The sequence below is a fragment of the Bacillus sp. 5w2 genome (assembly GCF_054353775.1).
Map to the genome: position 1 here is coordinate 120,027 of NZ_JBTIWT010000008.1, position 15,538 is coordinate 135,564.

Here is a 15,538-nt window from a genome sequence, read left to right on the forward strand (position 1 = left end):
TTTATGATTCACCTATTATATCTCCGCTAAATTAAAAGATCAACCGTATACAGGCTCTTTAAATACTAAGAATTTATCTAGTCACGAATTCCCTTCACCTTACGCTCTATGAAAATCACTTAAAAATTTTAAAAGCCTTGGCAAGGAGGACCTCCTATTATTTCTAGCTTTCAACATGATTAACAATACAAAAACCACCTCAAACAAATATACCGTCCAAAGTGGTTTTCTAAAACTTTCATATCATTATTAAATTACTACTTCAATCTATCCTGCAACGCACTAATATTAATAATAACAGGACTCCCCGACTTCAACGTACCATCCTTCTGTAACATTGGTCCAGAAGTAATACATTGGCCTTTCTTCAATGTTGCAAGTCGTTTTTCCCATTCTTTACGTACAGCTGAATCTTGCGCAAGGTTTGATGCAATAGCACTAATTTCATTTTCTGGCGGCATGAAATACACTTTTTGGCTTGAATTTTGTAGTCGTGAAATTTCATCCGTTGTAAATTGGCCTTTTAATGATTGTGTTGCATACCAACCTGACCAGCCAAATTTCCTTCCTTCAGTTAAAATTTTGGCACTTGGCGATTTCTCTCTATGATCAAGATTTTGTGCTTCATCTAATATAACTGGGAATGGTTTATTTTTATCTCCGTGGTGCAATTGATAATTCCAAATATCCCATAAGATAAATTCTGTAATCATGAGCTGTACATCTCTATTAAAACCTGTTAATTGTACAATAAACACTTTACCTTCTTGGTTCAGTATGTCTCCCCAATTATATACAGCATTATGATTAAATGGATTCTTATCAATAAATGGCTTAATTTGTGACCTTGCTGTTTTAGCTGGTCCAGAAGTATCTTCTTCTAACTCCGCTAATAAATAATTTAAATTCATATCCTCACCATATTTATCTAAACCACGCATTACCGCTTCATATATAGCGTTTTGTTGCTGGATACCTAAATCTTTATATACAGCAGAAAATACACTTTTAATTCTTTCAGCAACATCTGTATTATCTTCATCGATATAAATTCCTTCATCCAATTCTTTTTGATTTCGTCTAAATGGATTTATTGGGAATTTGTCTTTTGCTACTAGGAATTGTTCAACATTATCTTGCAGTTTCTCTTTAAATTCCGGTTCTAACTTAGAATTCTTAAATCCATCTGTATAGTCAAATATCATACTAGAAATTCCATTTTGCGCCAGTTCAAGAAGCAGACATTGAATGAAATAACTCTTACCTTGCCCTGATTTACCCGAAATTAAAATATGTCTATTTGCTAGCTCTGGATTTCCGAATTCCCAATATATTTCTTGAGTCGATCCCTCTACTGTTCCTAACAAAACACGGATGTCCTTTAATTCTTTTTCTTCTTCAGAATGAGGTACAGTTGGAACGACTTTATTGCTAGAGTTTTTTAAATCTTGATTGAAGTCATGATTCTGATTCAATAATCTATCTGGATTAATATCAGTCCCACCAGAATGGATTTTCATTTTGAGTGCCTCAATTTCTTCGACTACTCCTTCATATCCATCCTCTTCGGTTAATTCCACTAATAAAATATCTTCTTCTATTTTCATGGACCTCCATGATTGTTCCTTTTTGAATGATAAAATTGCTCCTTTTCCGATTTTATCATCCAAATGTCCACTCATTTCGTAATCATCATTTAATAATCTTTTCTTTAGTTCTTCAATTTTCTCATAAGATTTTTCTGGCCAAATGTTGTTTGTAATAAATTTCTTGGCATTTGCTAGCAATAACTGTACAAAGAAGTTTCGGAAAAACTTATGTTTAAATACATGTAAACCATCTTCACTTGTTTTAGAAAGTTGCGTATCAAATAGTCGCTTAGTAGCATTAATTTGCTCTTTTGCTTTTGCAATAGCACTGTCTTGATTTAAGCCGATTTTCACTTCCACTGGATAATAATGCACTGATAAATTATCATCTTGCATTTCTACTCCGATTAACAGTAAATCGTCACTATGTGCACCTTTTCCGCCTAGATTTTTCGCAGAAAATACACCTTCACTTTTCGTTAATTTCACCGCTCCAGCAACACGCAATATTTCTTCTAATGAGATAGGAACCCATAAAATATTCTCATGATCTAAAGCACTTAATATATACTTCACAGCTGAAATAATACTTAACTTTTCTCTTGAGAATTGTTCCTTACTTCCTATAATTCGTAGTAACCACTCACCATTTAAACTATTGAAAGCTCTAATAGCTGTATTAATTTTTTCAGGTGTCGATACAATTTCTTTTTCCGCTAAATACTGTTCAATAACCGCTCGGTATTGTCTTGCTTTATCCGTTACTGTAATTGCATCATACTGACTTGATGAAGAATATTGATCACTATAATGAATAACCAATAAATTACGTGATGAATCTTGGAAGAAATCTAAACCTACATTAGGTTCAATAAATGTTACCCAATAAGAAGATTCATATAAATGTTCTAAAACTTGTTCATCATAGGTAGATGTTCTCGTAACAATTGTTTCGTTCTTACGATAAGGGTTTGTACCATCGTTATTTAAATTACTTCCTAATTCATTCATTCCTCTAGCAGTTTGAATTAACAAATGTTCATTATTCAATACATTTTTTAATCCAAATCCTGTACGATAATCTACTTCTGTACTAATAGATGATAGAGATGATAACATTCCATTTAAAGATAATCCTGTTTCAATATCTTCCATTGTACTTTTCGCATGCTTCTCATTTGAAATCATTTTATAGAATGAAATATGAGCGTAACCATATTCTTTCGTACCAATAAGTTTATAATAGAAAACATTTTCTCGAATCAGCCTTAATACGTCTACAGCATCGAGATTCTTTGATGCTAACGATAACTCAAAGAACTCCTCGAATTTTTGAACATCATCATATATAGAAAACTTTTCAAAGGCGCTTAGTATATTACTCTCATGATATAAAGCAACCTCTACTGGTATAATTTTGGACGGCCCTTTTTTATCTACCTGCTTCTTAATAAACTGTACTAAACCTCTTACAACTTCTTTATCATTATTTATATTAATCACATTGATTCGTATCGGAGACTTAGATTCTTGTAAAAATAAGTATTGGAAATGCTCCACAAATTGTTGAAGCTTTTCTTCAACTACATTAGCTAAAAATGCATTTGATTCCCCAATCGCAACCTTATGAAGTGGTTCATAAACAATCCATTCAGGCGCTTCATTTTGAGAAACTGGACGATACAATTCATCATTCTGTCCATATATATATGGCAATAGATTGTTAGGGTGCATACGATTTAAAATATGCATCTCAATTACTTCATTTTTCATTTCATCATTAATACTTAACTGGTAGGCAACATTAAGAGGATGCAACGGTGTTAGTATAACTCTTTGTTCCTCTTCAATAACTCCCAATTTAAATAGGTTCTTTTCTTCTTCTTTTAACATTACATTTTCTTGTATATGAGCAACGCTTTCGTTAAAAGCTTTCAAGTATCTTATGGACAACTCTCTTAATTGATCATCCACAAAACAAAGACTAGGAACCGTATTATTAAATTTATAGTAATTTAATAATTCTTGGTACACCTCTCTCAATGATGGATTAATTGCTAATTCAACCTTATTTAGGCCTGATACCCCTCTAACTGCAAAAGCAATTTCATTTTCAACCCATACTCTCTCGTCTTGCAAATAATTTCGAAATCCTTCTCGTGCTGAAAATTCCCTTGCACCTTGTTTTAATTTATTTGTATCAAGGTTATATTCAAAGCTTTCTTGATGTTCTCTTTTTAATTTCCATATCCTTTCTCCTGATACTGGAACAGTCTTTGCAACCTGCTCTCTAATAAGAATAGGAATTAAAGATGTTTCAATTTGAACAGAAAATGATAAGCTATCATCATTCCATGCAGGGGAAGATTCAGAGACTTCAAAACTTCCACCTTGCCAATTTATAATCTGTGCATCTTCCTCAATAAATACTTCTTCTGGCTCATTAGAAATATCTCCAAAAATAATACATTCTTCAGCTTTATTCATAACTACATTTTTCTTATTCACATTCACTTCATAAATTGTTTGCAGAGATTGTAAAAACGCGGCTTCACATTCTACAACAGCAATATGAAACTCATATTTCGACTTAGATTGCATTTTATGTGTATATACAACTTTATGGAATGAAGTTACATTTTTCTTGTGCGCTAAACTAACAGTTAGCTTTTTCCCAGATATCCCACAAAAACCCTGTGAATTTTTATGAATATATTCCTTCTTCAACTTTTCTTCAAATTCAAAGTTCAGATTGATATTTTCTATCTGTGTAGGATTAAATACAATGATATGTCGTTTACGTCTTCCAGCCTTTGTATCAGCCTGTGCTTTCTCCCAGTACAACAAACCCTCTTTTGAATATTTTTTTGTGGATTCACTGTATTCTAGCGCACGATCTGTTGCTATCAAATTGTCATTAGACTCTTTAACAAAAACATAATCCTCTTGCTGCCAATCTTCTTTCTTTAAACGAGTAACACCCTTCTCATCAAATAATTTTTCTAATTGACTCTCTAAATGCTCATACTCGTGCATATGTTGTACTTTCTCAAAGAATGAAGCATTCTCTTCTAATCTTTTTTTCATTTGAGCTGAAGTGAATTGATTTAAATTTTCATCATAGAAAATGCCTAAATTAGAATAATCTTCTCTAGTAATCTCTTGTTTTGATAAAAAACCAAGAATTTCTTCATAATCCCAAAGAGATGGTCGCACAATTGTATCATCCAATTTTTTACGTAAATAAAATGATAGTACTTCCTTTTCATCTTTGTTTAACTTAGAAGTTTCAATTTCCTCTTTTAATGTTTTCAAAATTGATTTCACATTAAATGGCATACCTTCTTTTTGTAAATCACTGCTCCCACCCTTAATACTGTCCAGTGTCTCATGACATATACTAAGTAAAGCTGTTTTCTCCCAAACATCCTTTTGTTCACCGACTTCATTACGAAGTGTTACTAAAAAGTCCGGAGTAACATTTGCCGATGTAGTCGCAACAACTACTTTCATTTCCTCTGAAACCTTAATAGCAATCGTTTCGTATGGAGCTCCTTGCTTATGCTGATAATAAAACGCCTGCGATAAATCTTGTTCTTTTAATGTGTCATAAAATGCTTGCACTTGTTCATGATTATCAAATTGAAGGTAAAATCGCTCTCCACCTCTAAGATTTTCCGCTTGTAAATAATTTATTAGTTTATCTGAAAGATAATTATAAAATTGGTTTAACATACTGTGCATCACCGCTATCACTTTTTTTGTCTATTAAATTCAGCTTATCAAATAACTGTACAATTTCTTCTTTTGAATAACGATCGAAGAATAAACCTCTAGCCTCTAAATCTATAAATACTTGCTTCAAAGGTTTTCTTTCCTTTTTTAAACTCAATGCTGTTAGTAGCAATAACATATCTTGACTAATATTAAGCATATAACCAAGTGAACCTCGAGTTTTTAAGAAATATTTTTTCCCAACCTCTTCTATTGATAAAGAGTATCTATGTCGAGGGCCTTGCATCGTATCTTTTTCATAGGCTTCTTCTATACTACGGAATAAGGATTGTACAAGCGTATCATATTCTAATTCTAAATTTCCTTCATAAGCCCCAAGACCTAAATGTCTTCTATATTCCATAACCCAATCACAAAGCATCTCTAAAAATACTTTTTTATCCTCATCAGATAATTGCTGATATGTTTCCTTTAATTCAGGATAGCCACCTGCTTTTTCTACTCCCATTAGGAAATTTAAATGTTCTAAGCAATTAATATGTAGTAGTAAATGTCTACCTGTATCTTTAATCATTTGATAACCATGAGTATAACCTTTTCTATTCCTACTCGTAGACTCCCAGTCAAGTGTAAAATAAACTTCGTTGTTCTCACTAAAGTTCGCTTTCCCAACTTGTGAAAGCTTTAAAGTCAATTGAGTAATATATAAAAAGTAATAATAACTAAGAAACAAGTGATAATGAGTTCTAAAATAATCTTTATGTTCCGCTAAAAATTGAAAATCTTCTTTGAATAGCTTCGAGATAAATGGAATTTGATTAATATAAGGACGGCGTTCTTTTTCGTCGCTCTCCAAATGATTTAATTGTTTTAACACAAGACGTGACATTAAATCTGTTGAATCGCTTTTTCCAAAAATCTCTTCTACTGTTTCTTTTTCACCTAATAAGACGTCTAAAAGGAATCTAGCAATATCTTGTTCTCCTTTTTTATCAGCCTTATCACTTAATGGTAAATATTGAAACAAATGCAAATGAAAAATTTTAATTATATTGTCACTATCCTGCAGAAAGGTACGTAGTATTTGTTCAAATTGCGACTTATCTTGCTTTGATACATCAACAGATTTACTAATCTCTCCAATAAGTTCTTCTAGGTTAACTTCCATTTTTAACTTATTTCCGCTGACTAGACGCGTAAACTCTCCTAATACTCCCTGAAACCCTTTTGCAAATTTTGCCCGCTCTGTTCCTCGGGTAGAGAAAGGTAACAGAGGAGCTTTTTTATTTATTGTATGTTTTAATCCTAATTTTTCTGATTTAATACTCAGCGAGCTTTTTAAATCCTCTAAATTCTCTCTTACAATCATTTTTTAATCCCTTCTAAACGTAAATTCTTCAAAATCTTCGTCGTATGTTAGTTTAAACATTCCATTTTCATTAGATTGAACAAACAATAATTCTTTTTCTCTATTTCCTAATTTCATTATCTTATCCACAAATTCAACGAACTGAATACAATCTTCTTTATCCTTTTTATTCGGACGATAACCTTTTGAAAGTTTAACCATCATTTCATATAACGGATAATCAATTTCTAAATATACAGGTGCTACTTTATCTTCATTAGAAAAAGCAAGTAATATATTTAATTTAAATCGATTTAAAACCTCTGGTTCTACCCCTTTCAAATGTCCTACAAATGGCTTGATTTTAAGAGACTGTGCCACCTGAGTAGTATCATTTGAATAATCCATAAATACATAATCTGATTTCGGACGTCCGTTCCACAAGAATATCGATTCTCTCGCTAAATTATACATCTCTCTTAAATCAGATCGATTCCCCTTATTAAAGGCATATAAATATTCCATATATTTTTTATAATTTTCATCCGCAAACATTTCATTCAAAACGGGAGATAAAAAGAATGACATACGTATTAATGTTTTATTGAATACCTGTCTAGATGAATCACTTAGCTCAAAGAAAGACCCCATCTCTTCTAGCTCTTCTATCCATCCATCAAGTCCATGTAAATCCAAATGCTTTTGGAAAGTATTCTTCATATTTACTGAATTGTTTAGCTCAATTAGCATTTGGTCTACACTATTTGAACGTAAATGAATTGGATCCATTTTAGAAATAACTGCTAGTAAATTTGATTTTTCTTGACCATCAAATAATAAATTCGGCAATAAGGCTTCGGTTTTTTCCATCATACCTGCCCCCAGAAAATCTTCATTCCCATGAGAAGGTACTAAAATATCATAAATAAAATTAAGCATAGAACGTGTCGAAATAATCATCTTATGCTTAACTATTGCTTCAATTAATATACTTAAAACACCATCTCGTATTTGTTGCTGTTGCAATAACTCATAATTCACCATGAAGAATCCATTTATACCACGTTGCTTATCCTTCAAATAGGCTTGATAGAATGGATTTTTTTCTGACTCAACCACAATTCGCTTTAAAATAGATGAAAAGTAATCTGATTTTGGCCCTTCACTAGTTAATTCAAAAGGTTGATAATCACTAAAGCTAATCAAGTGGAAATTACCGCTTTGTTGATTAGTAGCAACTTCATTTGCCTCGAATATTCCTGATTCCTCAATAAATTTCGTTAAAATTTGATAGTGCTCTTTTGCATAATCTGATTCAATAAAGTTATGCAGAACTCCTAGGTTAATAGCTAAAATTAGCTTGCATCTAGAACCATCAATCTCACTGTCACTATATGGCTTTAATACTTCCGCTAATGTATCAAGGGAACTCTTTTGTGGATCAAAACTTTCCGTAGCATCATTATGCACCGAAAACTCTTCCATCAATTCAGGATATTTATTTTTGACATACGATAATAAATGTGATTTCCCATCTCCAACGCTACCACACAAGAAAATTAATTGACTTGTATTTTGCCCAGCTGCTGCTGTTAGAGCAGACATCATATCGTTCTGTATCGTTCTTTCAACATGTAAATAATCCTTAAACGAACTAAATTCATTAGGATTTTCGATAGCCTCTTGAGATGATTCTTTCAGCTTCGAGAGTTCTGCTAGTAAATAGCTCTCTCCTTCTCCTAAAATAAAATCATCATACACAAAATTGTTATCTGCTTCTTCTTCATTATCCACAGACTGTTTATCTTCAATTTCTAACCCTACTGCAATCTCAGCGTTATTTATTTCTGTTAATTCCTCAGTTTGATTTGATGTATTTTGTTTACTTGCAATCTCAATTAGCATTTTTAACTTTTCTTCTAAACTAGCAGATATCTTTTCTTCTAATTTCTCCACAATATGTACACTACTCTTCGGCTGTGGATGTTTGTATTTCGGGGCAACAAACTCATAACTCCCGTATATCTCCATAAACCACACTGCGATTTGGAATAGATTTTTATGCATTTTAAAAGCACTCTCTACTCCACTTTCAATATGTTCATGTGCCGCTTTATTTCCTAGATAACGAATTGTATCAAACGCACGTGAAATTTCCTTTGATAAAATATCTTCTCTTTCTAACTTTTGGATACGTTCTACTTGCTTTAAATATTGTACGTCGTACAGTTCATGCTCTTCCGCAATGCGTTTTGATAATAGCTCTGCAAATATTCTTCCCTTAATTAAAACCGATTGGGGATCTTGATAAAAAATATTTTCAATATCCCTACCCATCTCCGATAACTCAGGGAAGATCTCTTGTAGAAAATCAAATGTATATTTCTCCAATGATGTAACACCTCTTAATATAAAAATACGTTTCGAATATATTCCATATTATACAATATCTATAGAGGAATTGTTGGTATTAAGAAAAAGGAAATTAGTGGATTATCATTCCACAATAAAATTGATTATTCCCCTATTACCTCCTTCATTCTCAATTCAAAAAAAATAACCCAAGCCTATAACTATAGCACCCAGGTTATCCCAACACTTTATTATTTTAAATATCTCCTAAACATATGTTATATATGTTTCCTAAAATAAACTCAACTGCACAATACTATCCATCTTCTCTTCTTCTTCGTTAATCTCTAAAATCCTCTCACCCATTCGTTCCACCAAGTCAACCACTAAAGCATTACCCATACAAAAGTATCTATTTCTTTGTGGCATCCCCGTATTCGTCCAATCCATCGGGAAACCATTTAATAACTCACATTCAGCTGGCGTTAAATATCTTAGCCTTTTTGTATAAGGATCTTCAATTACATGGGAACTTCTATTACATGTTCCTTCACTTGTTAACATTGTGCGTCCAGGCTTATCTAAATCATCAGGGAAAGCCATTCCTCCCTCAGAGTAGAAATATTTATGACCTGTTGCTTTTGATACTCTTTCTTCTTTTTTAGGACCTTTAAGATACTTGAGTTCCTCAAATTCCGTTCTGCCCTTTTTGTTAACCTTATCCATTTTCAAATAATATGATTCATCTGCAGGGCCAAATTTATCATATACTTTTTGAACAACTTCACCTAAAGTCTCTGGATTTTCAGTTACCGGAACTACTTCTTCAGTATAAACTTGTCCATCCATCATTACGCCAGAATTATAGTATTCAGCTTTAAATGTATCAGAAACCTCAATAATATCGACCGGCAACCCAAATTGCCCTCTTTTTTTGTTTTCCTCAGGCGCTTCATGCACTTTAAAAATCGGAGCGAAAAATCCATTTTCACACAATATCTCTAACGGCTTCATTTTACTTTGAACAAATGTGAAATGAGATTCTTTTAAGTACGCAAAAATAAATACTCTTCGTCTTCTTTGTGAATTCCCATAATCCGCAGCGTTAATGACTCTCCATTCCACTACATATCCTGCATCTCTAAAGCTCGCCAGCATAATAGAAAAGTCACGACCTCTTTGTTTTGCTGGTGACTTCAATAATCTATCTACATTCTCTAACAAAACAAATCTTGGCTTGCGAGAATTAACTATGTTCATTATCTCCCAAAAAAGAACACCTTTTTTCCCTTGTATTCCTTTTTCATTTGATAAAGTACGTGCTACAGAATAGTCTTGGCAAGGGAAACCTCCTACTAATAAATCATGCTCAGGTATTTCCGGCCAAGCTTCCGCTATATCTCTATTTACATGTATTCCTTTATTTTCAAAGCGAGTTGCATAACAATTAAATGCATGTTGTGCTTTAGTTGAGGGTTCCCACTGGTTTCCCCAAAGAACTTCAAAGTTTTCGTTTGCTTCTAGTCCTAATCTAAAACCTCCTACTCCCGCGAAAAGTTCTACTACTTTCACCATAAATACACGAACATCCTTTCGGTATTTTATTTATCTATGCTTCATTATAATAAAAAGTGAGGAAAAGATCAACTATAACATTTCAAGAACCGTACTTTTTTGTATTTCCTTGTTTGGCTTGTACCAATTAAGAAAACTGTTCGCACTTTATCAATATTATAAAGGACATGACTCCTCTTGAATAAATTCAATATAACTATTATCTAATAATAAAAACTGCCTTTTCCCTCTTATAAATTTTACTTATATAAATTTGAAACAGCTTTTTATTATAGCATAACTTTAATATGTAATGTTTAAAATCATACAACGCAGCACTGGATACAGAAAGGAGATAATTATGGACTACACTACAATAGAAGAACTAATGAAAAAAGCACATGAAGCTGAAGGAAAAACATTTGGTGAAATCGATACAACTGACCGACTCGCAAATGCAAAATCAAAAGGTGGGCTAGGGCAAGTAATTGAGGAAAGCTTCTTTGGATATGAAGTCAATTCGAACGCAGAAGCTGATTTTAAACACCTTGGTATTGAACTAAAAGTAACTGCATTTAAACAAAATAAAAACGGTTCATTATCAGCCAAAGAACGACTAGTCTTAAATATTATCAACTATATGGAAGAAGTTTATACACACTTTGAAACATCAAGCTTTTGGAAGAAAAACGAAAAACTACTATTAATGTTCTATGAATGGGTACCTGGTGTAGACCGTAAAGATTTTCATATTACAAAAAGCCTTCTGTTCACCTATCCTGAAGCTGATTTAGAAATAATTAAACAAGACTGGGAAACCATCGTAAATAAAATTCGTGCCGGCAAAGCACATGAATTATCCGAAGGTGATACAAACTATTTAGGAGCTTGTACAAAAGGTTCCAATAAAAATTCACTTCGCTCACAACCGCATTCTGAAATTCCAGCAATGCAAAGAGCTTTTTCGTTAAAGCCTTCTTACATGACAGCACTAGTTCGCAGGTATCACCTAAACGAAGAACTAGTAAGTTTTACAACAACAAATGAACTAAAAGGAAAATCTTTAGAAGAAATCCTTTATTCAAAATTTGAAAATTACATAGGCTTAACTGATCAAGAAATCGCTCAAGAATTATCTATCGAGTACAAACCTACAACCAAGAACTTTGTTCCATTACTAGTAAGCTCTTTACTTGGTATTAAAGGAACTCGACTCGATAAAATTGAAGAATTTGCAAAAGCCAATATAGAGTTCAAAACAATTCGTTTAGAACCAAACGGAAAGCCAGAACAAAGCATGTCATTTGAAACGATTGATTTTCATCAATGGACAAACGAATCATGGGAAGAAAGCGAAATTCGAGAACGCTTCTATCAAACCAAATTTTTATTCGTAATTTTTGAATTTAACCAAACAAAAAAAGAAAACCCAAACCGTAAACTCTACTTTAAAGGCATTAAGCTTTGGAACATGCCTGTCCCTACAATAGAAAAAGAAATACGTGAACTATGGGAAGAAGTTAATAAAGTTATAAATGAAGGTATTCAAATTGAATATAAAAAACGTGGTGATAAAGAAGTTGAATTAAACAACTTACCAAAAATGACTTTCAACGGTGTTACACATATTAGACCAAAAGCCCGCAATGGTGCAGATAAAGTAACTTTACCTGATGGTCAGCACATTACAAAGCAGTGTTATTGGTTAAATAATTCGTACATTGCTCAAATTATTAACAAGATGGATAAATAACTATTCCTTCCTACTCTTTTTCATTAATAAAAGTGGATTATAGCTAGATGATATATAACTTATCCAGCTATAATCCATTTAATATACGCAAATCATTAAAATTATCTACGCCTTCATTATCATTGAAAATACTTCTGATAATCCTCTTCATTTTTAAATTCAATCGGCCCTACATCCATTCGAAACTTCCCGTTCTCGTACAACAGTGGCGAAGCTTCTGAGTGATCTTTCGAGTAACTTTCTACATGTGAAATTTTCATCTCATTTGAATTGGTGAAATCAATATGAGCAATGCACACCCAATAAGCATGGTCATTTATTTCTAATAACGGTGCTGTTACAACGCTTCCCATATGATTATCGACAACAGCTTTAGCCTTCATAGAATAGAAACTACCTATTCCATTTCCGACAGCACTATACGCAGCAAATAAAATATATTTTAAAGCTTCTGGTCGGTAAATACGGATTGTTTCTTTTCCTGGTTCTTGCGAATCACCATCCAACACAATATACGGTGCCACTTTAGATGAACCTAGATTTTTATAATAAACCTTTCCTATCTCTCCATTAGTTGTCACGTAAAAACAATATAAGTCTAGGTCTTTATTTGTTTCCCACTCTAAAGTAGCTGTTACCATTTTAGATTTTTGTATATTTATAGATTGTTTTTTCTTCAATTCAACCTTCACTGCATTAATAGTTTTTTGTACTGGAGGCGGAGTAGGAATTATTTTCTTCTCTACAGAAGGAGCAGTTTGTTTTTCATCATCTGCAATCTCTATTCCAAAACTTGTACACAATGCAGCTAACCCACCAAAATAGCCAGATCCAATAGGATTGAACTTCCATCCTCCTCCATGTCGATATAACTCTCCAACAATAATAGCACTTTCATCTGTAAATGGATGTGTGATAGGAAAATGAATAATTTCTAATCCTGATTGTGCGTTACTTATTTTCAATTGAATATGGGAAACATCTCGTAGCGCCTGTTTCTTCTCTTCAGCATTATGAATTGTAATCGAAAATACAATCTTTTGTACCTCATCTTTTATATGCGTAAAATCTATTGAAAACCTTTGTTTACTTCCATTTGTGATATTTTGATTTAATTGAACAGATCGACAACTAGAATATGGTTGTCCATAGAAAACGAAATCCTCTTCTTTAGTAATTTTCCCGTTAAACCCTACTAAAAAAGCTGATGCATCTGCATCCATATTCATCGGGGCATTCCAAGTTAAATCTACCAGTAATCCTTTCATCTCTGGATGATTCTTTGTAACGTCTATCTTTTGTCCCCTTACTAAAGTATGTATCATCATAATTCCCCCGTCTTACACCTTTAATATTTTTTATTCAGTTTAATTATACTCCTCTTTAGATTTCCCTTTCTATCTTAAATATGAAACCATAATAATGAATTATCATTATAAAAGGAAAAATCTATATAAAAACTTATTGAATCAACTAATCTGTATTTAAAATTCTAAATAAATATACTAAGAATGATATCAATATTTCATGAATACAGGTGGCTAAAATTACTTATCAACTCTAGCTCCACCAACCATCCCCCTATACCACCCACTACTCTCCTCCCAAAACCCACTACTCTCCCCACTCCCCTTATAAAAACTCTCCCAACCCCGCTCCCTCAAAATCCCCTTCCAACTATCACTCTCCACCATCTTCTTAATGACACTATCCCAATAAGCAACTTCTTCCTCCGTCATATCTTTCGGGCCCATAATTCCCTTCCAGTGCTGGAAGATGACGTCGATTCCTTGTTCTTTCCATGTTGGGATTTCTGGTAGTCGGTCTAGGCGTTTTGGTGCGGATACGGCTAGTATTTTTATTTTGCCGGATTTGTATTGTTTTTCGGCTTCGGATAGGGTCATGGTTGCGGCGCTGATTTGTTTGTTCGTTAGAGCGTTTATGATTTTTTCTTTGTTTTCGTAGACGAAGAATTGTAGTTCGGCAGGGTTTATGCCGAATGCTTTGCTTACTTGTATGAATGATAGGTGATCGTCGTTTCCTAGGCCGGGGGCAACGCCGATTTTGAAGTTTTTCTTGTCTTGTTTTAGTTGTTCCATTAGTTGTTTTGCGTTTTCTATATTTGATTCTTTTGATACGACAACGACTTCCCAATCTGATGCGAGTGTTGCAAGTGGTGTGAAGTCTTTATATGTTAGTTTACTGTGGCCTAGTAGGTTGTTCGTTATGAGTAAGCTTGAGTTAATCGCCAGTACGTGGCCGCCTTTTTGTTTCGTATATTTCCATCCGACGTCACCGCTACCACCAACTTTGTTTGTGACTGTGATTGGTTTTGTGAAGATTTTTTCTTCTGTCAGCGTTTTTTGCATCGCTCGTGCTGTTAAGTCCCATCCCGCTCCTTGAACGTTTGGCGCAACGATTTCTACTTCTTCTATGTTTACTGTATTCGTTTGAGATTTTTCCGAAGAACAACCAGCTATTACTCCTGTCATGATCCATATACATAGTAATAATTGTTTTTTCATAGTCCTCGTCCTATGCGATATTTTCGTTCTGGACGTCCGATAATGCCGTATGTGTACTCTACTGTGCATTCGTTTGTCGCTACTAAGTATTCTAAATATCTTCTTGCGGTTGTTCTGGAGGCACCCATTTGTTCTCCCATTTCTTCTATTGTAATGCCCTCTTCAAATCCTTTTATAATTCCTTTCACTTTTTGCAGTGTTAACGGATCCACACCTGTAGGTAAGTTTTTTATGTCTTGTGTTTGCGAAATGCCGAAGAAATTATCTATGAGTGTTTGATTTACTTCACTGTTACGATGTAATAATTGCTTCTTTCTTTTATAGTCTTCAATTGTGCGAACAAATTTTTCTAACGTGACTGGTTTTATAAGGTAGTTACTTACGCCGTTTCGAATTGCTTTTTCTAGCATATAGTTTTCATTCGCCGCCGTAACCATAATGACGTCAACATTTGGAAAGTCAGCATGAATTTGTGGCAATAAGTCGGTTCCGATTCCATCTGGTAAATAGTTATCTAATAGAAGCAAGTCGATTTCTTTCTTTTGTAGTAGTTCCATCGTTTCTTTCGCGTTCAATGCTTTTCCGATTACTTTTACGTCCTTTATTTTTGATAAAAACTCCTCTTGAATTTGCGCGACGCGGAAATCATCTTCTGCAATTGCAACCTTCAACATATGCCCAT

The 15,538-nt window shown here is 33.4% G+C and carries 8 protein-coding genes; 1 reads left to right on the top strand and 7 read right to left on the bottom strand.

Going from position 1 to position 15,538, the window contains the following annotated elements; translation table 11 throughout:
* Positions 1-257 precede the first annotated feature (257 nt).
* The 4 genes from dptH to dcm form a co-directional block, all read right to left on the bottom strand.
* Positions 258-5,324, bottom strand: a complete 5,067-nt coding sequence (gene dptH / locus ACXY7N_RS15805) for a DNA phosphorothioation-dependent restriction protein DptH (RefSeq protein WP_488592459.1) — start codon at positions 5,322-5,324, stop codon at positions 258-260.
* Positions 5,305-6,693, bottom strand: a complete 1,389-nt coding sequence (gene dptG, locus ACXY7N_RS15810) for a DNA phosphorothioation-dependent restriction protein DptG (protein ID WP_016133773.1) — start codon at positions 6,691-6,693, stop codon at positions 5,305-5,307. The genes dptH and dptG overlap by 20 nt, the downstream gene beginning before the upstream one ends.
* Positions 6,694-6,696: 3 nt before the next feature.
* Positions 6,697-9,063, bottom strand: a complete 2,367-nt coding sequence (dptF, locus tag ACXY7N_RS15815) for a DNA phosphorothioation-dependent restriction protein DptF (RefSeq protein ID WP_016133772.1) — start codon at positions 9,061-9,063, stop codon at positions 6,697-6,699.
* A gap of 252 nt (positions 9,064-9,315) precedes the next feature.
* Positions 9,316-10,599: a DNA (cytosine-5-)-methyltransferase gene (gene dcm, locus ACXY7N_RS15820; protein WP_016133771.1), complete on the bottom strand. Its 1,284-nt coding sequence runs from the start codon at positions 10,597-10,599 to the stop codon at positions 9,316-9,318.
* Between the two features lie 340 nt (positions 10,600-10,939).
* Between dcm and ACXY7N_RS15825 the strand changes: the two genes are divergently transcribed.
* Complete coding sequence (locus ACXY7N_RS15825) at positions 10,940-12,331, top strand: Sau3AI family type II restriction endonuclease (RefSeq protein WP_016133770.1); 1,392 nt, start codon at positions 10,940-10,942, stop codon at positions 12,329-12,331.
* A 119-nt stretch (positions 12,332-12,450) separates the two neighbouring features.
* Here ACXY7N_RS15825 and ACXY7N_RS15830 read toward each other — a convergent pair whose 3' ends face one another.
* The 3 genes from ACXY7N_RS15830 to ACXY7N_RS15840 all read right to left on the bottom strand — a co-directional run bounded on the left by ACXY7N_RS15830 (position 12,451) and on the right by ACXY7N_RS15840 (position 15,530).
* On the bottom strand, positions 12,451-13,656 hold the full coding sequence (locus ACXY7N_RS15830) for a TerD family protein (RefSeq protein ID WP_016133769.1): 1,206 nt from the start codon (positions 13,654-13,656) through the stop codon (positions 12,451-12,453).
* A 222-nt stretch (positions 13,657-13,878) separates the two neighbouring features.
* Positions 13,879-14,856 (bottom strand): tripartite tricarboxylate transporter substrate binding protein, encoded by a 978-nt coding sequence (locus ACXY7N_RS15835; RefSeq protein ID WP_016133768.1) that lies wholly within the window; start codon positions 14,854-14,856, stop codon positions 13,879-13,881.
* Positions 14,853-15,530: a response regulator gene (locus ACXY7N_RS15840; RefSeq protein ID WP_016133767.1), complete on the bottom strand. Its 678-nt coding sequence runs from the start codon at positions 15,528-15,530 to the stop codon at positions 14,853-14,855. The genes ACXY7N_RS15835 and ACXY7N_RS15840 overlap by 4 nt, the downstream gene beginning before the upstream one ends.
* Positions 15,531-15,538: the final 8 nt, after the last annotated feature.

What these genes read in the sequence shown, in the direction of transcription:
- dptH (WP_488592459.1), bottom strand. Translation starts at nt 5,324, where the DNA reads ATGTTAAACCAATTTTATAATTATCTTTCAGATAAACTAATAAATTAT.
- dptG (WP_016133773.1), bottom strand. Translation starts at nt 6,693, where the DNA reads ATGATTGTAAGAGAGAATTTAGAGGATTTAAAAAGCTCGCTGAGTATT.
- dcm (WP_016133771.1), bottom strand. Translation starts at nt 10,599, where the DNA reads ATGGTGAAAGTAGTAGAACTTTTCGCGGGAGTAGGAGGTTTTAGATTA.
- ACXY7N_RS15825 (WP_016133770.1), top strand. Translation starts at nt 10,940, where the DNA reads ATGGACTACACTACAATAGAAGAACTAATGAAAAAAGCACATGAAGCT.
- ACXY7N_RS15830 (WP_016133769.1), bottom strand. Translation starts at nt 13,656, where the DNA reads ATGATACATACTTTAGTAAGGGGACAAAAGATAGACGTTACAAAGAAT.
- ACXY7N_RS15835 (WP_016133768.1), bottom strand. Translation starts at nt 14,856, where the DNA reads ATGAAAAAACAATTATTACTATGTATATGGATCATGACAGGAGTAATA.
- ACXY7N_RS15840 (WP_016133767.1), bottom strand. Translation starts at nt 15,530, where the DNA reads ATGTTGAAGGTTGCAATTGCAGAAGATGATTTCCGCGTCGCGCAAATT.